This window comes from Helicobacter felis ATCC 49179 (assembly GCF_000200595.1).
Taxonomy (GTDB): Bacteria; Campylobacterota; Campylobacteria; order Campylobacterales; family Helicobacteraceae; genus Helicobacter; species Helicobacter felis.
Window position 1 is genome coordinate 680,301 of the sequence record NC_014810.2, and the last position, 25,206, is coordinate 705,506.

Below are 25,206 nucleotides of genomic sequence, written 5' to 3' on the forward strand. Positions count from 1 at the left end.
CCTATTCCCAACCACGCGCCACACCAACACAACACAAAGGAGAACGGATGCAATTTTTTAAGGTTTTTGTACATACAGACACACAAGGGTTTTTAGATCTTAAATTTGGGGGCAATGCGAGCGCGGAGTTCTTAGATCATGGTTTGCCCAAGCGATCGCCTGAGATTAGCTGGGAAGGCGTGAGCGGAGCTAAGAGCTATGCCCTAGAAATTGTAGATGACGATGCCGCCCCTGTGGTAGGTAAGCCCTTTATCCACTGGGTGGTGGGCAATATCATAGGCACAAAGTTAGCCGAAAACGCCTCTTTGGAAAATAAACAGATTGTTCAGGGGATCAACTCGCTTACAGAGGGATATTTGCGCTCCTCTTTGAGCCCAGAGGAAAAACACGCCTCCAATTTGGCCAATAGCACCTACATTGGACCCATGCCCCCCAATGGGGATCACCATTATTTGATTCAGGTCTATGCTTTGGACATCGCGCATGTGGATTTAAAACCTCCCTTTTTCATTAACGAGTTGCACGATGCGATTCGCGGGCATATTTTAGGCTTGGGGCGCGTGGAGTTCAAATACCCTCAAATGCGTCGCTAATAGAGTTTTAAACTTGAGCATGTTAGAATCGGGGTTTTACTTGAATTCTGCGTAAAGGCTTTGGTATGCAAAATTGTGTGCTAGAGATGGACATCCATGCCATCGCTCAGATTCTCCCTCACCGCTACCCTTTTTTGCTTGTGGATCGAGTGGTGCGCCTAGAAACTTATAAACAAGTGCATGCATATAAAAATATTACCTATAATGAAGAGGTTTTCACTGGGCACTTCCCCAGCAAACCCATTTACCCCGGGGTGCTCATTGTAGAGGGCATGGCGCAGGCGGGCGGGCTTTTAGCCTTTGTGAGCTTGTTTGGAGTGAGTCCAGAGATTGCACAAACTAAATTGGTCTACTTTATGACTATCGACTCTGTCAAGTTTCGCAATCCAGTAATCCCGGGCGATCAGCTCCACTATCATTTGGAGGTGCTCAAATATAAGGGTATGATTTGGCAAGTAGGGGGCACAGCTAGGGTTAATGATAAAATCATGGCAGAAGCGGAGTTAAAGGCCATGATCGTGGATAAAGAGAGCGGTAAAAGGAACTCAGGAGAGCAAGCATGATTGCAAGCACTGCTATTATCGATCCTAAAGCCCGCATCGCTCCATCTGCACGGATCGGGCATTTTTGCGTCATTGGTCCCCATGTTACCTTAGAAGAGGGCGTAGAACTTTATAATAATGTTACTCTTTTGGGTAATACGACTATTCAAAAAAACACGACTATCTTTCCTTATGCCACTTTGGGCACCATTCCCCAAGACTTAAAATACGATGGCGAAGAAACACAACTTGTGATCGGGGAACGCAACCTGATTCGCGAATATTGCATGATCAACCCGGGCACTCAAGGTGGAGGTGGCGTAACGCGTATTGGTAATGATAATCTTTTAATGGCCTATGTGCATGTCGCCCATGACTGCCAAATTGGCAATCATTGTATTTTGGCCAATGGCGTAACCCTAGCCGGGCATATTGAAGTGGGTGATTATGTCAATATTGGTGGCGTAACAGCGATCCACCAATTTGTGCGTATCGCTAAGGGGTGTATGGTGGCTGGGGCGAGCGCGCTGGGTAAGGATGTGCCCCCTTATTGCATTGTAGAGGGAAATCGCGCCTTTATCAAAGGCATCAACCGCCACCGCATGCGCACACTCTTAAAGTCCGCAGAAATTGACTTCATTAGCATGTTTTATAAAAAACTCTTTCAGGAACATTCCATCCGAGATAGCGCTAATAAATTGCTTCAAGAACACGCAGATAACCCCCACGCTCAAGAAATTTGTAATTTTATCCTAGAAAGCCAACGAGGCATCGCCTTTAAAGCTACGCATTTTCAAGAGGAGGATGCATGAACACCCGTTATTGTAGCTTTTGCAATAAACCTGAGAGCACTTTAGGCTACCAACGCCGTCTTGTTTTTTCTTCTCGCAAATCGGGCAAAGACACCCACATTTGCGAATATTGTATCGAATACCTTTATAAAGAGCTTCATACTGATCTGCACCCCAGTGCCCTAGATTTGCAACGCCTTGAGAGAATTGAAAACTCTCTGCCTCAAGCTAGCAAGTCTTCAGACACCCTTGTGCCCTCGCCCAATGTGCTTAAAGAAATTCTTGATAATTATGTCGTGGGTCAGGAAGAGGCGAAGAGGGTTTTTAGTGTGGCTGTCTATAATCACTATAAAAGACTCAATCATCAAGAAAAGCAAAAACAACGCCAAAGAATCAAAGCCTCTGAGAACGAATCGCTTGATGATGTTGAGATTTCTAAATCCAATATTCTTTTGGTAGGGCCCACAGGGAGCGGGAAAACTCTCATGGCACAGACCTTAGCGCGCTTTTTAAATATCCCTATTGCTATTAGCGATGCGACCAGTTTGACAGAGGCGGGCTATGTGGGCGAGGATGTGGAAAATATCCTAACGCGTCTTTTGCAGGCCAGCGATGGAGATGTAGAGCGCGCCCAGAGGGGCATTGTGTTTATTGATGAGATTGACAAGATCGCGCGCCTCTCAGAGAACCGCTCTATCACGCGCGATGTGTCCGGCGAGGGCGTGCAACAAGCCCTGCTTAAAATCATTGAGGGAAGTGTGGTGAATGTCAGCCCTAAGGGGGGGCGCAAACACCCTAATGAAAATTTTGTCCAGATCGACACAACCAACATTCTTTTCATTTGTGGGGGGGCTTTTGATGGGATTATTGACATCATCAAGCGCCGCATCCATAGCAATGTGCTAGGCTTTGGTAATGAAAAGAAAACCAAAGAACAACTAGAGGATATTTTACACCTAGTAGGGCCTGAAGACTTGATTAATTATGGCCTAATTCCCGAGCTTATCGGACGCTTACCTGTAATCTCTACCCTCAAGCCCATTTCCAAAGAAGCAATGGTAGACATCCTACTCAAACCTAAAAATGCTCTTATTAAGCAATACCAACAGCTCTTTAAAATGGACGATGTGGATTTGGTATTTGAACCAGAAGCCATCGAAGAGATCGCCAATCAAGCTATTAAGCGCAAAGTGGGGGCGCGAGGGTTGCGATCCATTATTGAGAGTTTTAGCCTAGATGTGATGTTTGATCTGCCTAGCTTAAAAGATTACCAAGTGGTCATCACCAAAGGTTGTGTTCTGCAGACCGAAAAACCTCTTTATATCAAAAAGAATAAAACCCTCCCCATGCCATCTTAAGAGAAAGAAGTCTATGATCCTCAATAAATTAATTGGTGTTTTTTCACATGATGTTGCTATTGATCTAGGAACAGCTAATACTGTGGTTTCTGTCAAAGGGCAGGGCATTATTATCAACGAGCCTTCTATCGTAGCGGTTAAACTCAATAAATACGATCGCATGGAAGAGATTTTAGCCGTGGGCAGTGAAGCTAAAGAGATGATTGGTAAAACCCCTGCTGGGGTGCAAGCGATTCGCCCCATGAAAGATGGAGTAATTGCTGATTTTGAAATCACTGAAAAGATGATTCGCTACTTCATCGAAAAAGCCCACCAACGCAAGACACTAATCCGCCCACGCATCATGGTTTGTGTGCCCTATGGCTTGACCAGTGTGGAACGCAAGGCAGTAAAAGAGAGCGCGATGAGTGCGGGCGCGCGCGAAGTGTTCTTGATTGAAGAACCAATGGCAGCAGCCATTGGGGCGGGTTTGCCGGTTAAAGACCCTCAGGGGAGTTTGATTGTAGATATTGGCGGGGGCACTACAGAGATTGGCGTGATCAGTTTAGGCGGGCTTGTGGTGAGCAAGAGTATCCGCGTGGCAGGGAATAAACTCGATGCGAGCATTGTAGATTATGTGCGCAAAACCTATAACTTACAAATTGGCGAGCGCACGGGCGAAGAGATTAAAATTGCCATCGGTTCGGCGATCGAGCTCAATCCCCCTTTGACTATGGAGGTCAGCGGGCGCGATCAGGTGAGTGGGATTTTAAACACCATCACTTTGAGTAGCGAGGATGTGCGCGAGGCGATCAAAGAGCAAATCCGCGAAATTAGCAACGCGCTTAAGGCGGTTTTAGAGGAAGTCAAGCCCGATTTAGCGGGGGATATTGTAGAAAATGGCGTGGTGCTCACCGGTGGGGGTGCGCTCATTAGGGGACTGGATAAATATTTGAGTAATATTGTAAAATTGCCCGTCTTTGTGGGCGAAGAACCCCTTCTAGCCGTAGCGCGGGGCACGAGTCGCGCTATTGAAGATTTGGATTTATTGAGTAGCTTAGGAGATTTGTAGGCATCCGTGCTCCACAAACGCACCGTACTTATTTTAGTGCTGATTGCTTGTGCGTTGTGGGCACTCAACATTCGAGGGTCTAGCAGCTTTTTAAGCGACAAGATTAAGATAGGCTTCTCGCAGTTGCGCGAGGCGATTGCCAACGCCTATCAAAGGCATATCGATCAAGCTAGCACGATCGCCAAATACCAAGTAGAATTAGAGGCTTACCGGCGCTTGCAATTCTCTTATGCCGACCTGAATGCACGCAACCAAGCCCTAGCCTTAGAGATTCATGACTTGTCTAACTTAGCGCACACCCCACCCCCTACGGACACGACTCCAGATGCCAAAAAAAATCTAGGCACTCCTACCCCATCTGCCAAGAAAACGCCCACACCTTTATACCAAGCGCCTCATTTTCTTCTCACTCGCGTTTATGGCTTTGCGCAACTTAATAACCCCTATGAAATTCTCTTAGATGTGCAAGGCACTTACCCACGCGATCAAATCTTTGGCATGGTAGCTTTTGGGCGGGCTATAGGCATTGCTCTTCAAAAGAATGGGCGTTTTGTGGGACTTTTGCACGGGGACGCACAGGCGAGTTATAGCGTGGCGATCAAAAGTGGAGGTAAAGTTTATTATGGCTTTATCACTAATCAAAACTTCAAAACTTATGTGGATTTTTTGCCCGCCTATGCCCCTTTGAAGGCCGGAGATGTGGTGGTTACAAGCGGGCTGGATGGAATCTTTAGCGCGGGAATCTTCGTGGGCAAAGTGGCTAAAATTAGCAATCATTACACCTATAAAAAAGCCCTCTTACAACTTGAACACTTAGATCGCATGCTTTTTTATACCACCCTTGTAATCTCGCCACCCCCGCCCCCTAGTCCACAAACCTAAGGTTTAGTTTTAGAAAACTTGCTCAATTTGGGGGTTTTGCCTCCCTTGTTAACCAACTTTTCAACAAATAATACTAATACTTAAAACATAGCATTTAAAGGGAATCTATGATCAAAAAGTTTTTACTAGCTGGCTTGTTTATTGCCCAAATTTTTGCCGCTACGCCTAAAGATACTATTGTGATCGGTGTTGAAAATGAAACAACCCGCATCAACCCTCTTTTTGATGAGGACCATGACAGCGCGCTAGACTTTGTCTTTAGCGGGCTCACGCGTTTTAGCGCGGATATGAAAATTGAGCCAGATTTGGCTAAAAGTTGGGAAGTTAGCCCAGATGGCTTAACTTGGACTTTTCATTTAAGAAAGGATGCTCTCTGGCATGATGGGCAAAAATTTAGCGCGCAGGATGTGAAATTCACCATTGAGCAGGCTTTAAACACCAAACTCAACGCCCCCGCACGCGCAAGTTTTGAGGAGGTGAAGAGTGTAGATATTTTAGACCCTTGCACGCTAAAAATTACCCTCAAAACCCCCTTCCCACCGCTTTTAGACGCGCTCAGCATTGGCATGTTGCCTAAGCACCTTTTGGAGGGCAAAGACTTAAATACGGATTCTTATAACCAACACCCCATCGGCACAGGTCCTTTTAAATTTGTCAAGTGGCAAAAGGGGAGTTTTATTAGTTTTGTCGCCAATGAGCATTTTTATAGGGGTAAACCCAAAACCAAAAAGATGATTTTAAAAATCGTGCCCGATTACAATGTGCGCACCTATGAGATTAAAAACGGCGCGCTAGATGTCGCTTTGGTTGAGCCTAATTTGCTTAAGGGCTTAGAACATGATCCCCATATTAAAATTATGGACATGAAGAGTGCGGATTACCGGGCTTTGATGTTTAATTTTCATAATGACCTCTTAAAATCTTTGACAATTAGGCAGGCTATTAATTATGCTATTAATCGCCACCGCATCGCTCAAAAGATTTTACACGGCTATGGTTTTGTGGCCAATAACCCTATTCAGGTCAGTTGGGCTAATGATAAGAATGCCAAAGCCTACCCCTATGACCCCAAGAAAGCCCAAGAGATTTTAGCCAAAGAGGGTTGGAAATTACAGGGTAAATTCTTGTATAAAAATGGTAAGCCTTTAGAGTTTGACATTTACGCCTTTAATAGCGACCCTCTCCGAGTTGCCCTAGCTAAAATATTGCAAAGCGAGCTAGCTAAGATCGGCATTAAAGCCAACGCCATCATCAAAAACCATGGCGCGTTTGAAATCGATAAAGTAGATAGCTTCATCATCGGCTGGGGCAGCCCTTTGGATCCGGATGTGCAAACTTACCGGGTGTTTAGCTCTAAAATGGATGCGAGCACTAATGAAAATGGCTGGAATTACAACCACTACCATGATAAAGCCGTAGACGAAGCCTTGCTAAAGGCGCGCACCACCGATCAAAACTCTAAGCGCAAGTTTTGGTATGCCAAATTCATTCAGGCTTTGCACAATAACCCCCCCTTTGCCTTCCTTGTTTATTTGCGCTATCCCTTAGCTTATCGGAGCAATGTCCATGGCATAAAACCCACGATTTTAGGGCATCACGGCGCGCGCTTTACTTATGATGTTGCTACATGGAGCAAAGATTAGTTTCTTTATTCTTAAAAGGGTAGTTGGGGTATTTTTACTCCTAGGGGTTTTTAGTTTTGTAATCTTTGTCATGCTGGATTTTTCTAGCGGGAGTGTGGTCTCTGGGGTCTATGGAGATAGCATTCAGGCGGCTAATCCTCTTATTAAAGAGCGTATGCTAGATAATCTAGGCTTGAATCGCCCCCTCTTGGTGCGTTATGTGGAGTGGTTATGGCGGGCTGTGCATGGGGATTTAGGCGTGAGCTTGGCTAGTGGGGAGAGGGTTGTTGACATTCTTAAAGATCGCCTGCCCTACACTCTCATTTTAGGGTTGACAAGTTTTGTTTTGAGCTTTATTTTAGCGATTTTATTAGGGAGCTTGAGCGCGTTTTTTAAGGATTCTCTGTGGGATAGGGCAATCATGTTTGCCACTTTGGGGTTTTTTAGCATCCCTAGTTTTTGGCTAGGCTTGATGGCTATTATGATCTTTAGCGTGCTCTTGGGCTTGTTCCCTAGCTCAGGAGTCTATGAGTTAGGAGTTGAGCCGAGTTTGGGCGATTTAATACACCACATGGTGCTCCCTGTAGCCGTGCTCACTCTCTCGCACCTAGCCATTTACACCCGTTTAGTGCGTTCAGTGGTGCTAGACACCCTCAAAGAGCCCTTTATTACCAGCTATCGCTCATGGGGGGTGAGTGAGGGCAATATCATTAAATTAGTCTTGCGCTATTCTCTACTGCCCATTGTGAGCTATTTTGGGAGCAATGCAGCCGGGATTTTAGGGGGCACTTATGTAGTAGAAAGCGTGTTTTCTATCGGAGGGCTGGGTAGCACCACCATTAGTGCCCTATTGAGCAAAGATTACCCACTAGCTCTAAGTATCATTTTGCTAAGCACTTTTGTAGTCGTGATTTTTAATCTCTTTGTGGAAGTGGTGGCAAAAATCTTAAATCCAAGATGGCGCGTTTGAAAAAGATGATTCTCTATGGTCTTTTGGTGCTTGTTGTGCTTGTCTTATTGCCCCTTTGCGCCCCCTTTGATCCTGCGCAGGTCAATTTAGACATGCTCAAACTACCCCCAAGTAGCACCTATCTCTTAGGCACGGATTTTTTAGGCAGGGACGAATTTTCTAGACTTTTATTTGGTTTAAGAAACTCAATTTTAATCGGGCTTTTAAGCGGACTACTTGCGTTATTGATCGCCTTTGTGTTCGTGTTCACTACCCTCAACGCTCCCAAATGGGCGCGTATATTCTTATTGCGCTGTTTAGATGGCTTTTTGTCCTTACCAAATCTATTGCTCGTTTTGCTTTTCAGTGCCTTTAGCGCGCATGGTTTTAGCATTCTAGCCTTGAGCGGGCTTTTGGCGTTGTTTTTGTGGGGCAATATGGCAAAGGTGCTTTATGATACCTTTGCTAATATCAGCACCTGCGAGTTTGTGTTGAATGAAAAGGGACTAGGGGCAGGGCGTTTTGCGCTCATGTTTTCTGAAATGTTGCCCGTGGCTAAGGCTAGCGTGTTCGTGCTTTTTGTGAATACATGCGCGCATGCCATCAGCGCAGAAGCGCTCTTAAGTTTTTTTGGCTTAGGGCTTAGGGTGGGGGAGGCGAGTTTGGGCAATATGCTAAATGAAGCCTCTGCAGCAATTTTTACGGGGGTGTGGTGGCTGGTGTTGGTTCCGGGTTTGGCGGTTTTTAGCGTGGTGTTTGTCTTGTCTTGGGCAGGCGATTGGGTGAGTGAGCATGATTAAAGTTGAACATTTACAAGTGAGCACCCCCAAAGGAGCTATTTTACAAGGGGTGAGCTTTTGCACATCTGAGCATTTAGCCATTTTGGGGAGTAGTGGGAGTGGTAAAAGCACGCTGTGTAAGGCGATTTGTGGCATTTTGCCCCCCCACTTCAAACTTAGTTACACCAAATTAGAAACAAATGCACGCGCGGGTTATGTGTTTCAGGATTGTATCAGTTGCTTTTTTCCCAATCTTAAAATTAAGGACACCTTTAAGATGGTGCTAAAAGATAAGCTAGAAAAGGCGTTTGGGATCTTTGAGCGTCTGAGTGTCCCTACTAAAGTGTGGCAACTCTACCCCTATGAGCTTAGTCGGGGCATGGCTAGCCGTGTGCAAATTGCGCTCAATTTAGCCCTAGAGGTGCAAATCCTCTTGTTAGATGAGGTAACAAGCTCGCTAGATAGTGCCAATACAAATAGTGTTATAGAATTACTGCTAGGATTGGATGCTCAAAGAGTGGTGATCACCCATGATGAGGAAGTGGCTTTCAAACTTTGCCAAGAGGTGTTGGTGCTAGAAAGTGGACAGATGGCTTATTTTGGGTCTAAGAAAGAGTATTTTGGATGAGCTTGCAAGTAGTGGGGTTGCAAAAGAGTTATGGGGAGGAGCGCATTCTACAAGATATTCATTTGGAAATTCACAAGGGGGAGGCTGTGGCGTTGATGGGGGCTAGTGGGAGTGGCAAGAGCACTTTAGTTAAATGTATCGCCCGCCTTGAGTCTTTTAACGGGGGGCAGATTTTATACCAAAATGAGGATATTCTTACAATCCCGCACAAACGATTTAGACAAACAATTCAATATGTGTTTCAAGATCAATTCAACGCCTTAAATCCAGCCAAACGCGTGAGCGCGCTCTTAAGCAGTGTGTGCCAGCGTTTTAAAAGCCATGATCTTTTAGAGATGATTTTACAGCACGCCAGACTTAAACCCACCCTTTTAAGTCGTTTTCCTAGAGAACTTAGTGGAGGAGAGAGGCAAAGATTAGGAATTGCGCGCGCCATGCTCACCCAAGCTCCTATTTTGCTCTTAGATGAAGTTACCAGTGCTTTAGATAAACGCCTAAAATATGAAATCATGGATGTGCTCATGGATTATCAAAAAAGCTTTAACACCACTATCATCTGCATCACCCATGATGGTCCCATTGCTCAAAAGTATTTTAAACGCCACTTGATCTTAGAAAAGGGGAGATTAGTAGAGTGAGCCTAATCACCTTTGATATGGAGTGGGAAAAAACGCACAGAAAGCGCAATATCCCCTAGTTTAAATAGCTCGCTGGCCTTAAAAGTCAAAGGCTGTATTGCTTCTGTCTCTTGGTGAGGATAAACTAACCACACTTGCACTTGGCGCGTGGGTCGATCTTGTTGAGGTAAAGCGTATTTGCTCGCATACGCCCACATCTGGTAAAGATCGGCATGGGATATATCTTTTTGCACTTTAAGTAACTTCCACTTGGTGTCTAAAATGGTAATTTCTGTGTCGTTTTCAAGCACAATATCTGGGAACATTTCAAAACACCTTCTATTTTGTTGATCCAACATTAGATATTTGCGGTTTTGCTTTTGCAAACCCACGCTATAGCCCTCTAAACTTTTTTTAAGCCAATGCCCTACAAAGGATTCAAAAAGTTTCTCCATAGGAAATAGCAACGCATAGGCACGGCTTGTCCCGCTATAAGGAGTCAGAGATTTTTTGCGCAAGAACAGATCGCACCATGCCAAAAGATGTTCATATTCCTTAAAACGACTAGCATGCGCACTTTTAGCAAAATCTCTTTCTATGTGGGTGCTAACACGCACCTCATCAAAAACAAAGCGCACGCTATTTAACTTCTCTTGGCTCTTGGGGCTTAGGCTCAAGGTTTTAAGCATTTCCAGCGTGGATCTAATGAGGCGATTAGGCGGATTATCTAGGCTATATTCATCGCTAGTGGTGTAAAAGCGTTCTTTGTGAATCAAATTATATTTGAGGTGGTTGGCGAACTCTAACTTACCCTTAAGATAGTGGCGATTTTCAGAGATAGCTAGATAATCCCGCTTCAACCCCCGCTTAATGAGCTGGGCACACGCGTCTAAAAACATTTGCACAAAGATATCTAGCAGAGGCAAATGCGCGCTATGGAGCTGGGAAAATTGGCTCTGTTTAAAAGGCGCGTCTTTGAGAGTGATCAGGCAATTATAAAGCACCGCTTTAGCATGGCAGAGGGGGCAATCGGGTTTGTGTGGAGGCTCTAGGCTATCTTGCGACTTTACAAACTTCTTAACCTGATCTTGAAACTTGGAGCGATCGAGTTTGGGGATTTGTTTTGGACACCCGGGGACATGATCCTTATCTAGGTCGTGTCCACAAATTTTGGGCAGTATCTCAATGCAAAAACCTTGAACTTGGATTAAGCCCACATAGTTTTGGGTCTTGAGGGTGCGCTTGTTTTTAAACCTCAAAAAGGTGTGGTTGCCCTCTTGGTGGGCAAAATCTAGCAAAGCCTCCCATATCCGAGGGGCTTTAGCCCTGTGTTCTTTTAAACACTCTGCAATATCCGTCTCGCTAAAGGCTTGGTATTCGGCTAAATAGAGCGTGGGGGTGGTTTTCATGGATTATCTACTGAGGGCTGTGTGTCAGACTTGATAGAGTTATCTTTGTTTGTCTCGTATATTTTTTTAAAAACAGCAACCCCCCACCCCGTAGCCTCTGTCATGTCATAGACTTTTTTATCCGCATCTACAAAGTCCTCTACGAGTTTTCCTAAAACAGCCCCCATTTTTTGGACCTCTTTAACCGCCAGCATGCCATTGCCATTTAACACTGCTTCAACCTTGGCGTGATCGTCATAAAAATACTCTTGCAAGAGCGGGATGATCTTGTTTTTAAAGCAATCTTGCAAATCTGACAAATCTTTTAGTCCCAAGAAGTAGCTATGTCCGATGGTGTGGTTTTGGTCGAGCAAAAACTCTATGCGCGCATTCATTGCTTCTAAAAGGGCTTGCAAATCAACCCCTGCGCAATTTTTAAGTAAAGTAGAATCAGGCATCATCTCTACAAAGGTAAATCTACGGCGCAGGGCGGTATCTAGCAAGGCGATAGAGCGATCGGCGGTGTTCATCGTGCCGATGATGTAAAGATTGTCGGGCACGCCAAAAGGCTTTTTGCTATAAGGCAGAGTAACCCGCAATTCCTCGCTACTACCTAGTCGTTTGCTAGGCTCAATAAGGGTAATGAGCTCGCCAAAAATCTTAGAAATATTGCCCCGGTTGATTTCATCGATGATAAGAATATAGGGTTGCTTGGGGGGAGCTTTGGGGGATTGTGCTTGTGTTTTAAAGTGGTTTTGTTCAAACTCCCTCATTTTTTCAAAAAGTTTATAATAGTATGTGTTGTTACCTAGACTTTCTTGTTTGCTTCCTGCATCCCAAGGTTTGATAGCCTGCGCATTTACAATCTCTCCCCTCTTAAATTTAAAATAATCTCTCTCTATAATACCTCTTCCTAAGGATGTGCTGTCCTCTTTGACAGAACCTCCAAGCTTGAAAGAAAACATAGAGACTTCTTTGTGAGTAATCTTGCTAATGCCTTTGCGCTCGGTAATCTCTTTGATGGTTGCCGATCTATCGACTCCCTCATCTAGGGCAAATTCTTTGCCTTGATTCGTGGTTTCTCCCACATATTGGACAAAATTACAGAGCAGACGATCTAGATAGTCCATGTCTTCTTGTGTGCTCATGTTTTCTTCTTGTGCGCCTGTATCTGAATTTTCAGGTTTTAAAGCCTTTTGAGCCTCTTGGCACATTCTCTTAAAAATCCCGTCCTCGACTCTGTAGCACACCTGCTGGCTAGCCATCTCTGGCTTGATTCCCTCTACAAATTCTTCATAACCATAGCTTTGATGGAAGGTTACAAAGTCAATACGCCCTCGATCTTTGCAATAATCAAACAAGAGTTTAGCGCGAGCTCTTTTGTCTTCCTCGCTATCTCCTTGGGGAATTTGTTTTTTAAATTCCCCCTGTTCTTCTAATGCCTTAAATTTCTCTACGATGGCTTGATCACTTGTAAAGTCCAAAATCTCCAACGCTTTATGAATGGTGTTATAAGTCTTGCCCGTGCCGGGAGGTCCAAAGAGGATTTGGTTTAGGGGGGTTTTATTATTCATAGGTTCTCCTTTGTGGTTTTCTTGGGGTGTTTGTGAAGGATTTTTTTTAAAGTTATCTATGTGGACAGCATTAAGCGCATTAGCACATTTTAGGAAGTAGCCTGTGATGTTTTGCTTAAAGTCCTCTAGGTTGTCATAAGTATCAAAATACTTTTGCGACTTTATAGACTTTCTTTTATTTTTAAAAAAATGCTTATACGCTGGGCATTTTTTACAATTTTCAAAGTTTTCTTTATCCCACCAATCTATACCTATGCAACAAACAAATCCTTTTGTAGGGACACCCTTTACCTTGCCATGCCAATTGTAACCAATCCAAATATCAAAGCCCCGATGATGGGTGGCTGTGGCGGTGTTAATAAACCCATCTTTCAAAATTTCTTCACGAAAAAAGACAATTCCTGCATACCCCTTTTTTCCAAAATTCTGACCACCCATGTGAATATAGGACTGATACCCCCACTCCTTTGCAAACGCATTAAGGTTATTTGAAAGCACCTCACGCTCATTTTCCAAAGGGGGGTTAGAGTTTTTGCGCCTCCCCTGCGCTTCCCACTCCCGCACAGCTCCATCCACTAAACCCACAAACTCCTGCAACAACTCTAAAAACTCTGATTTCTGTTCTGTGCTCCACTCTATCTTTTCCATATCATCTCCTTTAAAGTCCTCTGGGGGGATCGCATTGAAAATAGCCACCAATTCTAAAAAATGATCTGTGATTTTCTCTAAGTCATCCTCTAAGTTATCATAAACTTCATACTTGGGGTTAAGCTCCTCAAAAATCTTTTGATAAGCCGGGCACTTTTGGCACGCGGCCAATCCGCTTTCATTCACAGATCTGCCCATAGCCAAATGAAAACCCTTTTCATACTCTAAGTTTTCCTCAGAATCTTTCCAATGATAGGCAAACCAAATGTAAAACCCACGACTCTGTTGAGGCTTTGTTCCATTGACAAAACCTTCCCCTAGAATGCGAGTGGGGCAGAAAATCACCGCTGGACTCTGAGCCAAGCGCCCCGATCCAAAAGAAACCCCACTTTTATAGTGCAGATCAGACAAGACATGATCAAATTTTTCTGCCAACTTGCTAGGTTGCATGCCCCCTGTTGTCAAATCCCCGCTAGCTACCTTTTTATCTATCGCTTGCACGAACTCACGCAATAACCCCTGAAACGCTTTTCTTTGTTCTGTATTCCAAGTGATCTCTAGCATGGTCTGCCTCTTAATGTTATTTTAAAAATCCGCATTATAGGCTAAACTCTTTAATAGGAGAAAATCATGATCATCACCGCAATGACGGACATTATCGGTTCTACCCCCATTTTTAAATTCACTAGCCAAGATTACCCCATCCCGCAAGGCTCGATCATTTATGCCAAATTGGAGCACTTAAGCCCGGGAGGGAGCATTAAAGATCGCTTAGGCCAATACCTCATAAAAGAGGCATTAAAAACGGGCAAGATCACCTCCAAAACCACCATCATTGAGCCAACTGCGGGCAATACGGGCATTGCCCTAGCTTTAGTCGCCCTAGAACACCGCCTAAGAACTATTTTTGTTGTCCCAGAAAAATTTAGTCTAGAAAAACAACAAATTATGCGCGCCTTAGGAGCAGAGATTGTCAATACCCCCACTAAGGAGGGTATTAAGGGCGCGATTGCCAAAAGCAAGGAATTAGCTAAAAATATTCCTCATAGCTACCTGCCCCTGCAGTTTGAAAACCCGCTCAATCCCCAAACCTATTACCACACCCTAGCCCCTGAAATTTTCCAAGAATTAGGCACTCAGATTACTAGCTTTGTAGCAGGAATTGGGAGCGGGGGTACTTTTGCAGGCACAGCTAAATATCTCAAAGAGAAAATCCCCTCCCTGCGTCTTATTGGGGTAGAACCGGAGGGTTCGATTTTAAATGGAGGAGAACCCGGACCCCATGAAATTGAGGGCATTGGGGTGGAGTTTATCCCGCCCTTTTTTGCAGATTTGGAGATTGATGGCTTTGAAACCATCACAGATAAAGAGGGTTTTGATTGCACGAGAGAGTTGGCTAGAAAAAGTGGTTTATTGGTGGGGAGCTCTAGTGGGGCAGCTTTTGTGGCAGCTTTGCGTGAGGTGCAACGCCTCCCAAAGGGAAGCGTGGTTTTGACAATCTTCCCTGATATGGCGGATCGTTATCTCTCTAAGGGTATTTATTTATGAAAAAAGGAAATCACATGCGCATGCAAACAAAACTCATCCACGGGGGCATCAGCGAGGATAGAGCAACAGGGGCGGTGAGCGTGCCCATTTATCAGACCTCCACCTACCGCCAAGAGGGCATAGGAGGGCATAAGGGTTATGAATACTCGCGCTCAGGCAATCCTACGCGCTTTGCCCTAGAGGAGTTGATTGCAGACTTAGAGGGTGGACTCAAGGGTTTTGCCTTTGCCTCAGGGCTAGCAGGCATTCACGCCGTGTTCTCGCTCTTAAAACAAGGCGATCATGTCTTGCTGGGCGATGATATTTATGGAGGGACTTTCCGCCTATTTGACAAGGTGCTCGCTAGGTGCGGGCTTACTTGCACCATCATAGACACCACTACCCCCACCCAAATAGAAAAGGCCATTCAATCTAACACCAAAGCCCTTTATTTAGAAACCCCTAGTAATCCCCTGCTCAAAATCACCGACTTGAAACTTTGTAGCGGCATTGCCAAAGCGCATCATTTGCTAACGATTGTAGATAACACCTTTGCGACTCCCTACGCCCAAAACCCCTTAAGTTTGGGTGCGGACATTGTGGTGCACAGCGGGACAAAATACTTAGGCGGGCATAGCGATGTGGTTGCTGGACTTGTAAGCACCAATAACCAAGACTTAGCCGAACAGATTGCCTTTTTTCAAAACGCTATTGGAGGAGTGCTAGGGCCTTGGGATAGCTGGCTCTTGCAAAGAGGGATGAAAACCTTAGCCCTGCGTATGCAAGCGCACCAAAAAAACGCCCTTTGTATAGCAGAGTTTTTAAACACCCATCCCAAAGTGCAAAAAGTCTACTACCCCGGTTTGCCCACACACCCCCACCACGAGCTAGCTAAAATCCAGATGCGCAATTTTAGCGGGATGCTCTCTTTCACGCTCAAAGAGGACAGCCAAGCCATCCGCTTTGTGGAGAGCTTAAACTTATTCATTTTGGGCGAGAGTTTGGGCGGGGTGGAGAGTTTGGTAGGTGTGCCCGCACTAATGACCCATGCGAGCATTCCCAAAGAGCAACGCGAGGCTGCAGGGATTAAGAACGGATTAGTGCGCCTGTCAGTAGGCATTGAAGATAGCCAAGATTTGCTAGAGGATTTAGAGCAAGCCCTTGCTAAACTGGATTAAAGGAGTAATTTATGAAAATGAATGTTGAGAGTTTCAATTTGGATCACACTAAAGTTAAAGCCCCCTATGTGCGTGTAGCCGATCGCAAGAGGGGACAACATGGCGATATGATTGTTAAATACGATGTGCGCCTCAAACAGCCCAATCAAGAGCACATGGACATGCCCAGTTTGCACTCTTTGGAACACTTGGTCGCTGAACTCATCCGCAACCACGCCAACTATATACTAGATTGGTCGCCTATGGGTTGCCAGACGGGTTTTTATTTGTTGGTGCTCAACCACGACAATTACAACGAAATTTTAGAACTCTTGGAAAAGACCATGCGAGATGTGCTCAAAGCTAAAGAAGTGCCTGCATGCAATGAGAAACAATGTGGTTGGGCAGCTAACCACACCTTAGAGGGCGCACAAACCTTAGCGCGCGCCTTTTTAGCCAAACGCGCTGAGTGGAGCGAAGTGCTTTAGGCGTACAGCCAGGAGCGCGCAAAAAAAGCCTAGTTAAGAGGATGGGAGTTGGAACTAAAACCCCCTCCTAAAAAGCAAAACCTTACGCCGCAACTCTTCTCAACACCTCCAACACCTTCACCATTGCCAAAGTGTCCAGCTTGCAATATTCTAAAAGAGCTTTTTTGGTTTTTTCTTGCTCGGCTTTAGACATGTGAGGCATTTTAGCATAAGCCTCCATCGCTTCCTCGCCATTATGCACGAGCTCCAAATCCTTATAAGCCTTTTCAAAGTCGGGCACTAAAGCGGGCAAAACGCTCTTAATGGAGTAACTCCCACCCATTTTTGGATCATAGTAATGCCCCCGTTGGAATGGAGTCATTAAATCTAATACATTGCTTCTGATTTGCAATAGATCCTTGACTATTTGAGGGAGTTGTGTGTCGGAAAAATCGATCAAATCCCGCAATTTATCTATCTTAAATCCTGCGTTAGTGGCAAACAAATCCGCTAACCCTTTAAGCACGCTTTTTTCAAAACCAGAGTTGTAGGCTAACACACAGGCATTTTTGGGAATATCGGCGACTAACTTTTGGGCTAATTCTAAACGCCCATCTGTGCCACAATCTGCTAAAAACTCTTTGTGTTCTATGCGCCCATCCTCATGCTCTATGTGGATCGAATACTGGAAAGGGATTTGCTCATAGGGTTTCACCCCATCAAATGGAGGGATGGCGGACTGATAGGTTTCAAAATCCAAATGATAGAGGGGATACTTGAGAGTCGCCAAGAATTCTTTGATTTCGTCTTTCTGTATGTGTGGCGTGTTTGTCTTGGTGTATTCTATCTGCATTCTTTGAGCAAAGGTGAAAGATTGGATGTCTTCTTCTTTTAAATCTTTAAAAAAGATTTTTTTGTCTTGATACAGCTTCATAATTTTATCACTAAATGCGTGTCTTGCAAGGGCAAAGATATGATCATGCCCTTTAATCCCCTGCTGTTCTTCCCAACAATAAGACTTAGCTGAACATTCATGGGGGGCGTTGCAATGTTTGCCAATGGCGATTTTGGGTTCTTGTTGGTTTGCTAGGATTTGTTCCATATGTGCCAAATGCTCAGAGATTTCACTTTGGAAATCCTCAACGAACTCTAACAAGTCGTTTTTTAAGAACAAACTTTTTAAATCTAGCGCACCCTCTCTAATGTAAGTGTTGTTCAGGCAGATCAAATACGCCCCCTCAACTTTATAACCCAAACCTGCCAAAACATAATATTGTATCCCCAAATCCCACAAATATTCTTCTTTGGGATGTTGCGCCCTGCTGTCCTTATAGATGTTTGTAGAGCTTTTCACTTCATTGAGCACCACACGATTGCCCTCAATCTCCAAAATATCCACCATCACAAAAATCCCTCGATATTCAAAGGTGGCTTCGTAGATGATTTTAACACCCTGATCAATCAATTCCTTTGTGCGCGTTGCCATGCCCGCCATATCATCTGGATTATAGGCAATCTCTTTGCCACCGGGGAACAAATCCCGAGCCAGTTGCCCCACTTCTTGCCCACTTTGTGCTTTTTTCAAAAACGCTGGGTTAGTTCGCAACGCTTCTTTGTTGTGTTTATCTAACCACAGCATTTTAGAACACTGCATACCTTTTAAAAATTTAGATTTAGACAAATGCATGGATTCTCCTTTGGAGATTAAATTGAGAATTTGATTTTACTGTGTTTTATGCCAACAAGCATTAATCATTTCTTTTAAGCGAACAAAATCAAAAGCACGAGGAATCTGTGCTACAATGCCCCCCATGCAATCCCTACCCGCTATGCACACATTGTTAAATGCTCCTTGTTTTGCAGACTACGATCGCGCGATTCTAAAGGCTTTGGCTAATGAATTACTGGAGGAGTGTCGGCTAAATCAATGCACTTATGAAAACTTAGCCCAGTGGTGTAATGCGCTCCAAGCGCGCTATGAAGCCCTGCTAGCCCCCCCTTTTAAAAAGGTCTATAACGCTACGGGGGTGTTGCTCTCCACCAATTTAGGGCGCGCGCCTTTGGAGAGTGGCGCGCTGAGTGCTTTTAACCTTTAGCAGTGCTTTAGCGGGGCGGTGGCTTGTAGGAACCACTGCTTTAGCCACTCTACCTATCTCTGCTACCCTTACGGGGGCGTTTGGGCGATGGGGAGTCCTTAGGCGTGCCTTGTAAGATATTGCAAGTTATGCCCTAGACACCTGGTTAAGTTAAAAATTAGCGACATAGTTAATAAAAAAGACAATGGTACGCCTAAAGGCAAACTCCTCTGTTGAACCATTGCCTCCAGGAATCTCACCATCATCTGTGGTATTCTTGCCTTTAAAGAAGGGATCATTGATCACAGGGACACGCACACCCGTTTCCACCCCCACATGTTTGCTAAAGTTCAAACGAAAGCCTAGATTAAAGGCAAATTGCACATAGGTGGGCTGAAATTTAGTTTGTGTGTCCTTGTATTTGGCCCCCAAAGATGCATTGACAGATACACAGCTTGCAGGATTTCCAAGATAGGTTGTCAGACATAGAGAATTGCGATAACCCTTATCTAAATACCAACTGCTTCCCCCAATCACAAAGCCCCCAAAAACTCCAAAAGAACGCTCTTTAGCCTTGTTTTCATAAAAGTTATACAGCGCGTCCATGCCAACCCCATAGAAAAAGTTTGTGGCTCTACCTACTGTGGTCATCGCCATATATTGCGCTGACGTGTTAAAACCACTTTTATAATAATTGCCCGTGTGTCCACTAAACATGCCATAGTAACGCAAGCCAAAACGCTTGCTTGTGCCAAAAAATTGCTTATAGCCTACCTGTAAATCCCCCCCATATAAATTACTTTCAATAGCTAGTTCATCTACTTGAAAAGGAGTTGTTTGAGTGGTGTTGAGTTTGGTGTAGTGATCAGCACCGGCTAAGTAAGAATACTGAAACCCTGCCCCCAAAAAAGCACCATTAGTTTCTGCGCCCAAAAACCCTAAGCCTCCTAAAAAAAAAACAGAAAGAAACGCGCCACGTTTGCTAAAAACCATTCCTCTTCCTTTGTGAAATTTAAGGGGCTATTGTAGCATAAGTGTACCAAGTTGTCCTAAAAATCCTTCAAACTCAACCCAACACTAAAAGAGTTTTTATCCACGCTATAAATCATTTCTTTAAAGCAGCGACTTTATCCATCCGCGCGCAAAACTTTGCCATCAGTGCTAAGAGCTAATACGCTCATTCTGATCACTCAATTAAGCGCAATGACAATTAGTACTAATCTCCATCTATCAGTGGATCTAGCCTTGCGGACCATAAACAGCAAAAGTCAGCTTAAAATCTAATTTCTGTTTAGCCTCCCTCTTTTAGGAAGTGGTGGTTTATGGAAGTATCTAGCGCACCCTAAAGCCCCTAGCTAAAGCTTAAGCGACTAAAAGCGTTGCCTCTAGCAGAGTTTGCTATTAATGCTTGCGGACATGCAAAAGCTTTTGAGAAATCTCAACCTTGTAGGATTTTATAGGGTAAGCACGGTAATACCCTTGGGGCATTAACCTTAGCAATAGAGAACAGATTTTAAGCGCGCTGTTTGTTTGAGGCCACGATTTGTACTAGAGGTAGAATCTCCTAGCTTTTATGGGAGGGTATCAGGGATAAAACCTCTTTGTAAGAATTTTAGAGTAAAAACGCATTTAAAGCAATTCTCATACGGATGCTTATAGATAATTAAAAAGTTTTATAAAGGTTTTTCATGTTCCAACCCCTCTTAGATGCCTTTGTTGAGAGCACCAAGCTACCCCCCCCCCCCCCCCCTTGCTAGAGGATTTAGAGCAAGCCCTTGCTAAACTGGATTAAAGGAGTAATTTATGAAAATGAATGTTGAGAGTTTCAATTTGGATCACACTAAAGTTAAAGCCCCCTATGTGCGTGTAGCCGATCGCAAGAGGGGACAACATGGCGATATGATTGTTAAATACGATGTGCGCCTCAAACAGCCCAATCAAGAGCACATGGACATGCCCAGTTTGCACTCTTTGGAACACTTGGTCGCTGAACTCATCCGCAACCACGCCAACTATATACTAGATTGGTCGCCTATGGGTTGCCAGACGGGTTTTTATTTGTTGGTGCTCAACCACGACAATTACAACGAAATTTTAGAACTCTTGGAAAAGACCATGCGAGATGTGCTCAAAGCTAAAGAAGTGCCTGCATGCAATGAGAAACAATGTGGTTGGGCAGCTAACCACACCTTAGAGGGCGCACAAACCTTAGCGCGCGCCTTTTTAGCCAAACGCGCTGAGTGGAGCGAAGTGCTTTAGGCGTACAGCCAGGAGCGCGCAAAAAAAGCCTAGTTAAGAGGATGGGAGTTGGAACTAAAACCCCCTCCTAAAAAGCAAAACCTTACGCCGCAACTCTTCTCAACACCTCCAACACCTTCACCATTGCCAAAGTGTCCAGCTTGCAATATTCTAAAAGAGCTTTTTTGGTTTTTTCTTGCTCGGCTTTAGACATGTGAGGCATTTTAGCATAAGCCTCCATCGCTTCCTCGCCATTATGCACGAGCTCCAAATCCTTATAAGCCTTTTCAAAGTCGGGCACTAAAGCGGGCAAAACGCTCTTAATGGAGTAACTCCCACCCATTTTTGGATCATAGTAATGCCCCCGTTGGAATGGAGTCATTAAATCTAATACATTGCTTCTGATTTGCAATAGATCCTTGACTATTTGAGGGAGTTGTGTGTCGGAAAAATCGATCAAATCCCGCAATTTATCTATCTTAAATCCTGCGTTAGTGGCAAACAAATCCGCTAACCCTTTAAGCACGCTTTTTTCAAAACCAGAGTTGTAGGCTAACACACAGGCATTTTTGGGAATATCGGCGACTAACTTTTGGGCTAATTCTAAACGCCCATCTGTGCCACAATCTGCTAAAAACTCTTTGTGTTCTATGCGCCCATCCTCATGCTCTATGTGGATCGAATACTGGAAAGGGATTTGCTCATAGGGTTTCACCCCATCAAATGGAGGGATGGCGGACTGATAGGTTTCAAAATCCAAATGATAGAGGGGATACTTGAGAGTCGCCAAGAATTCTTTGATTTCGTCTTTCTGTATGTGTGGCGTGTTTGTCTTGGTGTATTCTATCTGCATTCTTTGAGCAAAGGTGAAAGATTGGATGTCTTCTTCTTTTAAATCTTTAAAAAAGATTTTTTTGTCTTGATACAGCTTCATAATTTTATCACTAAATGCGTGTCTTGCAAGGGCAAAGATATGATCATGCCCTTTAATCCCCTGCTGTTCTTCCCAACAATAAGACTTAGCTGAACATTCATGGGGGGCGTTGCAATGTTTGCCAATGGCGATTTTGGGTTCTTGTTGGTTTGCTAGGATTTGTTCCATATGTGCCAAATGCTCAGAGATTTCACTTTGGAAATCCTCAACGAACTCTAACAAGTCGTTTTTTAAGAACAAACTTTTTAAATCTAGCGCACCCTCTCTAATGTAAGTGTTGTTCAGGCAGATCAAATACGCCCCCTCAACTTTATAACCCAAACCTGCCAAAACATAATATTGTATCCCCAAATCCCACAAATATTCTTCTTTGGGATGTTGCGCCCTGCTGTCCTTATAGATGTTTGTAGAGCTTTTCACTTCATTGAGCACCACACGATTGCCCTCAATCTCCAAAATATCCACCATCACAAAAATCCCTCGATATTCAAAGGTGGCTTCGTAGATGATTTTAACACCCTGATCAATCAATTCCTTTGTGCGCGTTGCCATGCCCGCCATATCATCTGGATTATAGGCAATCTCTTTGCCACCGGGGAACAAATCCCGAGCCAGTTGCCCCACTTCTTGCCCACTTTGTGCTTTTTTCAAAAACGCTGGGTTAGTTCGCAACGCTTCTTTGTTGTGTTTATCTAACCACAGCATTTTAGAACACTGCATACCTTTTAAAAATTTAGATTTAGACAAATGCATGGATTCTCCTTTGGAGATTAAATTGAGAATTTGATTTTACTGTGTTTTATGCCAACAAGCATTAATCATTTCTTTTAAGCGAACAAAATCAAAAGCACGAGGAATCTGTGCTACAATGCCCCCCATGCAATCCCTACCCGCTATGCACACATTGTTAAATGCTCCTTGTTTTGCAGACTACGATCGCGCGATTCTAAAGGCTTTGGCTAATGAATTACTGGAGGAGTGTCGGCTAAATCAATGCACTTATGAAAACTTAGCCCAGTGGTGTAATGCGCTCCAAGCGCGCTATGAAGCCCTGCTAGCCCCCCCTTTTAAAAAGGTCTATAACGCTACGGGGGTGTTGCTCTCCACCAATTTAGGGCGCGCGCCTTTGGAGAGTGGCGCGCTTAGAGAATTGGAAATTTTAAGCGGTTATGTGGATTTAGAGGTAGATTTGGAGCGCGCTACGCGTTTTGAGCGCGCTTTTCAGGCGCAAAATCTTTTAAAAGCACTTTTTAACGCCCCAGATGCGCTCATTCTCAATAACAACGCCAGCGCGTTAGTGTTGGTGGCGAGCGCATTTGCTCCTAAATCTAAGCGCAAACAAACCTTGCTCTCTTATGGGCAGTTGGTAGAAATTGGGGGAGGTTTTAGAGCGCATGAACTCTTAGAGAGTGCGACTCATCTTAAATTAGTGGGCAGCACCAATAAAACCTATTTGCGCGATTATAAGAATGCTTGTAATGATACCAGCGCACTAATTGCTAGCGTGCATTGGAGCAATTTTTCTATGCAGGGGTTTGTAGCCAGCGCGTCTTCTCAATCTCTTTTTGCCCTAGCCCAAGAAAGAGGTTTGATCTTTTATGAGGATTTGGGGAGTGTGCAAAGTTTAGAGCACACTAAAAAAGCCCTTAAGAACGCGCATCTATTGAGCTTTAGTGCGGATAAGTTACTAGGAAGCGTGCAGGCTGGGATTGTGCTAGGGGAAAGAGAATATATAGAAGCCCTGCGCACGCACCCGCTTTATCGTGCTTTTAGGGTGGATAAAATCACGCTTTTTTTACTCACCAAGAGCTTACAAGACTATTTACAAGGGCAAAAAACTCCTCTGCAAACTCTTTTAGAGCAAGATAAAGATGCTTTGCTGAATAAAGCTTTGAAATTACACCGCGCTTTAAGTCAGATAACCGGATTAAAAGCCTTTGTGATCCCCACGCAAGCGCGCGTAGGCGGGGGCGTGCAGATGGGGGCTTTAGAGAGTTTTGGGGTGCAATTACAAGCTAATATAGATTGCAAAGCCCTTTATCACGCCCTCTATAAAAGAGGCGTAGCTGGAGTGGTGCGCTCTGATTGCGTGGTGCTAGATGTCTACGCGCTTTTTGAAAAGGACATGCGCGCGTTAGTGTGTTGTGTGCAAGAAGTTTTAGAAAATTTTTATAAAGGTTTTTCATGTTCCAACCCCTCTTAGATGCCTTTGTTGAGAGCACCAAGCTACCCCCCCCCCCCCCCCCCCACAAAAAGCTTTAAATTTAGACTACAATGATCGCGATTTAATGATTTTAAGGGTGGTTTTTTATACATTTTCCGCACCAATACATGTTTCGTTATAAAAAGGCGGATTGTGATTGCCTCCTTGGAGTGCACCATAGAACACTAGAAGAGTTGTACCAAGCCTTGACTAATCCCAAAAAGCGTCTTGTGTTTATGGGAGAAAATGAGCGCATTGATTTTAATGTCTACGACTTTGCCATGAGTTTTGATCATTTGGAGTTTGGAGATCGCTATTTGCGCGTGCCTCTTTATTACCAGTCTCTCCATTGGTTCTTGCACATCATTACTCATGCGTCTAATCCTCCTTTTAGACTGGATGGAGCGCACGAGATGCTACACTCTCCTTTGACACTCCATCTACCCCTTAACTCCACATGCACTAAAATTTCTTTTGCTGACAAATACCCTCATTTAGATGCCCTAGCTAGAGAACAGAAAAATCCTCTTGAACGAGAGTTTGCTAGTTTTGTGGCTTCCAACTGGGGAGCCCCCATGCGCAATAATTTTTACCAGCAACTCAACGAGTATCGCCCTGTGGCTGGGGGTGGGAGAGTGTTTAACACTATAGGAAAACCCGTATCTAATAAACATGACTTTTTAGCCCAATATAAGTTCAATTTGTGCTTTGAAAACTCTTGTGGCATGGGTTATACCACTGAGAAAATTGTGGATGCTTATTTTGCCCACACTATTCCTATTTATTGGGGTAATCCGTTAGTGCATTTGGATTTTAACCCTAAAAGTTTTGTGAATGTCCATGATTTTGCCAACCTAGATGAGGCGATCGATTTTGTGCACTATTTGGACACCCATGACAATGCCTATTTAGAAATGCTCCATGCTCACCCGCTTAGCATTGTGGAAGGCAAACCGAAATTTTGCCATGATTTGAGTTTTAAGAAAATCTTAGACTTTTTGGTCAATGCGATAGAAAGTCCGCATAACTATCACGAGCAGGTCCGTGTACTTAGTAACAGTGTGTACAAATATCGGCATCCAAGCCGCGACACCGTGCTAGAAGCATGCTCTGGAAGAGAACATCTGCAACTCCTCCTCAAAAAGCTCCATAAAAAATTATGGAAGCGCAAGAGACCCTAATA

23 protein-coding genes are annotated in these 25,206 nt (G+C 44.2%); 18 read left to right on the plus strand and 5 right to left on the minus strand.

Going from position 1 to position 25,206, the window contains the following annotated elements; genetic code table 11:
* The first annotated feature begins 47 nt into the window (after positions 1-47).
* The 11 genes from HFELIS_RS03465 to HFELIS_RS03515 all read left to right on the plus strand — a co-directional run bounded on the left by HFELIS_RS03465 (position 48) and on the right by HFELIS_RS03515 (position 9,833).
* Positions 48-593: a YbhB/YbcL family Raf kinase inhibitor-like protein gene (locus tag HFELIS_RS03465; protein ID WP_013469151.1), complete on the plus strand. Its 546-nt coding sequence runs from the start codon at positions 48-50 to the stop codon at positions 591-593.
* A gap of 65 nt (positions 594-658) precedes the next feature.
* Positions 659-1,156, plus strand: coding sequence for a 3-hydroxyacyl-ACP dehydratase FabZ (gene fabZ, locus HFELIS_RS03470; RefSeq protein WP_013469152.1), 498 nt, complete (start codon positions 659-661; stop codon positions 1,154-1,156).
* On the plus strand, positions 1,153-1,947 hold the full coding sequence (gene lpxA, locus HFELIS_RS03475; protein WP_013469153.1) for an acyl-ACP--UDP-N-acetylglucosamine O-acyltransferase: 795 nt from the start codon (positions 1,153-1,155) through the stop codon (positions 1,945-1,947). Before fabZ ends, lpxA begins: the two co-directional genes overlap by 4 nt.
* Entirely contained in the window at positions 1,944-3,284 is a 1,341-nt protein-coding gene (gene clpX / locus HFELIS_RS03480) for an ATP-dependent protease ATP-binding subunit ClpX (RefSeq protein ID WP_013469154.1), read from the plus strand. Before lpxA ends, clpX begins: the two co-directional genes overlap by 4 nt.
* A 13-nt stretch (positions 3,285-3,297) precedes the next feature.
* Complete coding sequence (locus HFELIS_RS03485) at positions 3,298-4,335, plus strand: rod shape-determining protein (protein WP_013469155.1); 1,038 nt, start codon at positions 3,298-3,300, stop codon at positions 4,333-4,335.
* 6 nt (positions 4,336-4,341) lie between these two features.
* On the plus strand, positions 4,342-5,217 hold the full coding sequence (locus HFELIS_RS03490; protein WP_013469156.1) for a rod shape-determining protein MreC: 876 nt from the start codon (positions 4,342-4,344) through the stop codon (positions 5,215-5,217).
* 107 nt (positions 5,218-5,324) lie between these two features.
* Positions 5,325-6,860, plus strand: a complete 1,536-nt coding sequence (locus HFELIS_RS03495) for an ABC transporter substrate-binding protein (RefSeq protein WP_013469157.1) — start codon at positions 5,325-5,327, stop codon at positions 6,858-6,860.
* Complete coding sequence (locus HFELIS_RS03500; protein ID WP_148229982.1) at positions 6,835-7,809, plus strand: ABC transporter permease; 975 nt, start codon at positions 6,835-6,837, stop codon at positions 7,807-7,809. Before HFELIS_RS03495 ends, HFELIS_RS03500 begins: the two co-directional genes overlap by 26 nt.
* A 5-nt stretch (positions 7,810-7,814) precedes the next feature.
* Positions 7,815-8,588, plus strand: coding sequence for an ABC transporter permease (locus HFELIS_RS03505; RefSeq protein ID WP_231844209.1), 774 nt, complete (start codon positions 7,815-7,817; stop codon positions 8,586-8,588).
* Entirely contained in the window at positions 8,581-9,195 is a 615-nt protein-coding gene (locus HFELIS_RS03510; RefSeq protein ID WP_013469160.1) for an ATP-binding cassette domain-containing protein, read from the plus strand. Before HFELIS_RS03505 ends, HFELIS_RS03510 begins: the two co-directional genes overlap by 8 nt.
* The gene (locus tag HFELIS_RS03515) at positions 9,192-9,833 is read left to right on the plus strand and encodes an ATP-binding cassette domain-containing protein (RefSeq protein ID WP_013469161.1); all 642 of its coding nucleotides are present in this window, start codon (positions 9,192-9,194) and stop codon (positions 9,831-9,833) included. Before HFELIS_RS03510 ends, HFELIS_RS03515 begins: the two co-directional genes overlap by 4 nt.
* A 2-nt stretch (positions 9,834-9,835) precedes the next feature.
* On the opposite strand, the gene HFELIS_RS03520 is transcribed toward HFELIS_RS03515, so the two are convergent.
* Both HFELIS_RS03520 and HFELIS_RS09635 read right to left on the minus strand, forming a co-directional pair.
* Positions 9,836-11,221 (minus strand): McrC family protein, encoded by a 1,386-nt coding sequence (locus HFELIS_RS03520; RefSeq protein WP_013469162.1) that lies wholly within the window; start codon positions 11,219-11,221, stop codon positions 9,836-9,838.
* Positions 11,218-13,986, minus strand: a complete 2,769-nt coding sequence (locus HFELIS_RS09635; protein WP_013469163.1) for an AAA family ATPase — start codon at positions 13,984-13,986, stop codon at positions 11,218-11,220. Before HFELIS_RS09635 ends, HFELIS_RS03520 begins: the two co-directional genes overlap by 4 nt.
* A 66-nt stretch (positions 13,987-14,052) precedes the next feature.
* On the opposite strand from HFELIS_RS09635, the gene HFELIS_RS03530 reads away from it, so the two are divergent.
* The 3 genes from HFELIS_RS03530 to HFELIS_RS03540 are packed head-to-tail and all read left to right on the plus strand — an operon-like array spanning position 14,053 to position 16,594.
* The gene (locus HFELIS_RS03530) at positions 14,053-14,970 is read left to right on the plus strand and encodes a PLP-dependent cysteine synthase family protein (RefSeq protein WP_013469164.1); all 918 of its coding nucleotides are present in this window, start codon (positions 14,053-14,055) and stop codon (positions 14,968-14,970) included.
* 14 nt (positions 14,971-14,984) lie between these two features.
* Positions 14,985-16,127: a cystathionine gamma-synthase gene (locus HFELIS_RS03535; RefSeq protein WP_013469165.1), complete on the plus strand. Its 1,143-nt coding sequence runs from the start codon at positions 14,985-14,987 to the stop codon at positions 16,125-16,127.
* A gap of 11 nt (positions 16,128-16,138) precedes the next feature.
* Positions 16,139-16,594: an S-ribosylhomocysteine lyase gene (locus HFELIS_RS03540; protein ID WP_013469166.1), complete on the plus strand. Its 456-nt coding sequence runs from the start codon at positions 16,139-16,141 to the stop codon at positions 16,592-16,594.
* Positions 16,595-16,676: 82 nt separating this feature from the next.
* On the opposite strand, the gene HFELIS_RS03545 is transcribed toward HFELIS_RS03540, so the two are convergent.
* Positions 16,677-18,260: a DUF2779 domain-containing protein gene (locus HFELIS_RS03545; RefSeq protein WP_041302761.1), complete on the minus strand. Its 1,584-nt coding sequence runs from the start codon at positions 18,258-18,260 to the stop codon at positions 16,677-16,679.
* A gap of 124 nt (positions 18,261-18,384) precedes the next feature.
* Here HFELIS_RS03545 and HFELIS_RS03550 point away from each other — a divergent pair, with 124 nt between their 5' ends.
* Positions 18,385-18,669: a hypothetical protein gene (locus tag HFELIS_RS03550; RefSeq protein WP_104726394.1), complete on the plus strand. Its 285-nt coding sequence runs from the start codon at positions 18,385-18,387 to the stop codon at positions 18,667-18,669.
* A gap of 150 nt (positions 18,670-18,819) precedes the next feature.
* Here the strand turns inward: HFELIS_RS03550 and HFELIS_RS03555 are convergent, their stop codons facing one another.
* Positions 18,820-19,641 carry an outer membrane beta-barrel protein gene (locus tag HFELIS_RS03555; RefSeq protein WP_049776937.1) on the minus strand — a complete coding sequence of 274 codons (822 nt, stop codon included), beginning with the start codon at positions 19,639-19,641 and terminating at the stop codon, positions 18,820-18,822.
* Positions 19,642-20,451: 810 nt separating this feature from the next.
* Here HFELIS_RS03555 and HFELIS_RS03560 point away from each other — a divergent pair.
* Entirely contained in the window at positions 20,452-20,907 is a 456-nt protein-coding gene (locus tag HFELIS_RS03560; RefSeq protein ID WP_013469166.1) for an S-ribosylhomocysteine lyase, read from the plus strand.
* Positions 20,908-20,989: 82 nt separating this feature from the next.
* On the opposite strand, the gene HFELIS_RS03565 is transcribed toward HFELIS_RS03560, so the two are convergent.
* Positions 20,990-22,573: a DUF2779 domain-containing protein gene (locus HFELIS_RS03565; RefSeq protein WP_041302761.1), complete on the minus strand. Its 1,584-nt coding sequence runs from the start codon at positions 22,571-22,573 to the stop codon at positions 20,990-20,992.
* 124 nt (positions 22,574-22,697) lie between these two features.
* Here HFELIS_RS03565 and selA point away from each other — a divergent pair, with 124 nt between their 5' ends.
* Positions 22,698-24,023, plus strand: coding sequence for an L-seryl-tRNA(Sec) selenium transferase (gene selA / locus HFELIS_RS08720; RefSeq protein WP_081458366.1), 1,326 nt, complete (start codon positions 22,698-22,700; stop codon positions 24,021-24,023).
* 236 nt (positions 24,024-24,259) lie between these two features.
* Positions 24,260-25,204, plus strand: coding sequence for a glycosyltransferase family 10 domain-containing protein (locus HFELIS_RS03575; RefSeq protein WP_231844210.1), 945 nt, complete (start codon positions 24,260-24,262; stop codon positions 25,202-25,204).
* The last annotated feature ends 2 nt before the right edge of the window (positions 25,205-25,206 follow it).

Excerpts from the sequence above, each read along its gene's own strand:
- HFELIS_RS03465 (WP_013469151.1), top strand. The coding sequence starts at position 48 with ATGCAATTTTTTAAGGTTTTTGTACATACAGACACACAAGGGTTTTTA.
- fabZ (WP_013469152.1), top strand. The coding sequence starts at position 659 with ATGCAAAATTGTGTGCTAGAGATGGACATCCATGCCATCGCTCAGATT.
- lpxA (WP_013469153.1), top strand. The coding sequence starts at position 1,153 with ATGATTGCAAGCACTGCTATTATCGATCCTAAAGCCCGCATCGCTCCA.
- clpX (WP_013469154.1), top strand. The coding sequence starts at position 1,944 with ATGAACACCCGTTATTGTAGCTTTTGCAATAAACCTGAGAGCACTTTA.
- HFELIS_RS03485 (WP_013469155.1), top strand. The coding sequence starts at position 3,298 with ATGATCCTCAATAAATTAATTGGTGTTTTTTCACATGATGTTGCTATT.
- HFELIS_RS03495 (WP_013469157.1), top strand. The coding sequence starts at position 5,325 with ATGATCAAAAAGTTTTTACTAGCTGGCTTGTTTATTGCCCAAATTTTT.
- HFELIS_RS03500 (WP_148229982.1), top strand. The coding sequence starts at position 6,835 with ATGTTGCTACATGGAGCAAAGATTAGTTTCTTTATTCTTAAAAGGGTA.
- HFELIS_RS03505 (WP_231844209.1), top strand. The coding sequence starts at position 7,815 with ATGATTCTCTATGGTCTTTTGGTGCTTGTTGTGCTTGTCTTATTGCCC.
- HFELIS_RS03510 (WP_013469160.1), top strand. The coding sequence starts at position 8,581 with ATGATTAAAGTTGAACATTTACAAGTGAGCACCCCCAAAGGAGCTATT.
- HFELIS_RS03515 (WP_013469161.1), top strand. The coding sequence starts at position 9,192 with ATGAGCTTGCAAGTAGTGGGGTTGCAAAAGAGTTATGGGGAGGAGCGC.
- HFELIS_RS03520 (WP_013469162.1), bottom strand. The coding sequence starts at position 11,221 with ATGAAAACCACCCCCACGCTCTATTTAGCCGAATACCAAGCCTTTAGC.
- HFELIS_RS09635 (WP_013469163.1), bottom strand. The coding sequence starts at position 13,986 with ATGCTAGAGATCACTTGGAATACAGAACAAAGAAAAGCGTTTCAGGGG.
- HFELIS_RS03530 (WP_013469164.1), top strand. The coding sequence starts at position 14,053 with ATGATCATCACCGCAATGACGGACATTATCGGTTCTACCCCCATTTTT.
- HFELIS_RS03535 (WP_013469165.1), top strand. The coding sequence starts at position 14,985 with ATGCGCATGCAAACAAAACTCATCCACGGGGGCATCAGCGAGGATAGA.
- HFELIS_RS03540 (WP_013469166.1), top strand. The coding sequence starts at position 16,139 with ATGAAAATGAATGTTGAGAGTTTCAATTTGGATCACACTAAAGTTAAA.
- HFELIS_RS03545 (WP_041302761.1), bottom strand. The coding sequence starts at position 18,260 with ATGCATTTGTCTAAATCTAAATTTTTAAAAGGTATGCAGTGTTCTAAA.
- HFELIS_RS03550 (WP_104726394.1), top strand. The coding sequence starts at position 18,385 with ATGCAATCCCTACCCGCTATGCACACATTGTTAAATGCTCCTTGTTTT.
- HFELIS_RS03555 (WP_049776937.1), bottom strand. The coding sequence starts at position 19,641 with ATGGTTTTTAGCAAACGTGGCGCGTTTCTTTCTGTTTTTTTTTTAGGA.
- HFELIS_RS03560 (WP_013469166.1), top strand. The coding sequence starts at position 20,452 with ATGAAAATGAATGTTGAGAGTTTCAATTTGGATCACACTAAAGTTAAA.
- HFELIS_RS03565 (WP_041302761.1), bottom strand. The coding sequence starts at position 22,573 with ATGCATTTGTCTAAATCTAAATTTTTAAAAGGTATGCAGTGTTCTAAA.
- selA (WP_081458366.1), top strand. The coding sequence starts at position 22,698 with ATGCAATCCCTACCCGCTATGCACACATTGTTAAATGCTCCTTGTTTT.
- HFELIS_RS03575 (WP_231844210.1), top strand. The coding sequence starts at position 24,260 with ATGGGAGAAAATGAGCGCATTGATTTTAATGTCTACGACTTTGCCATG.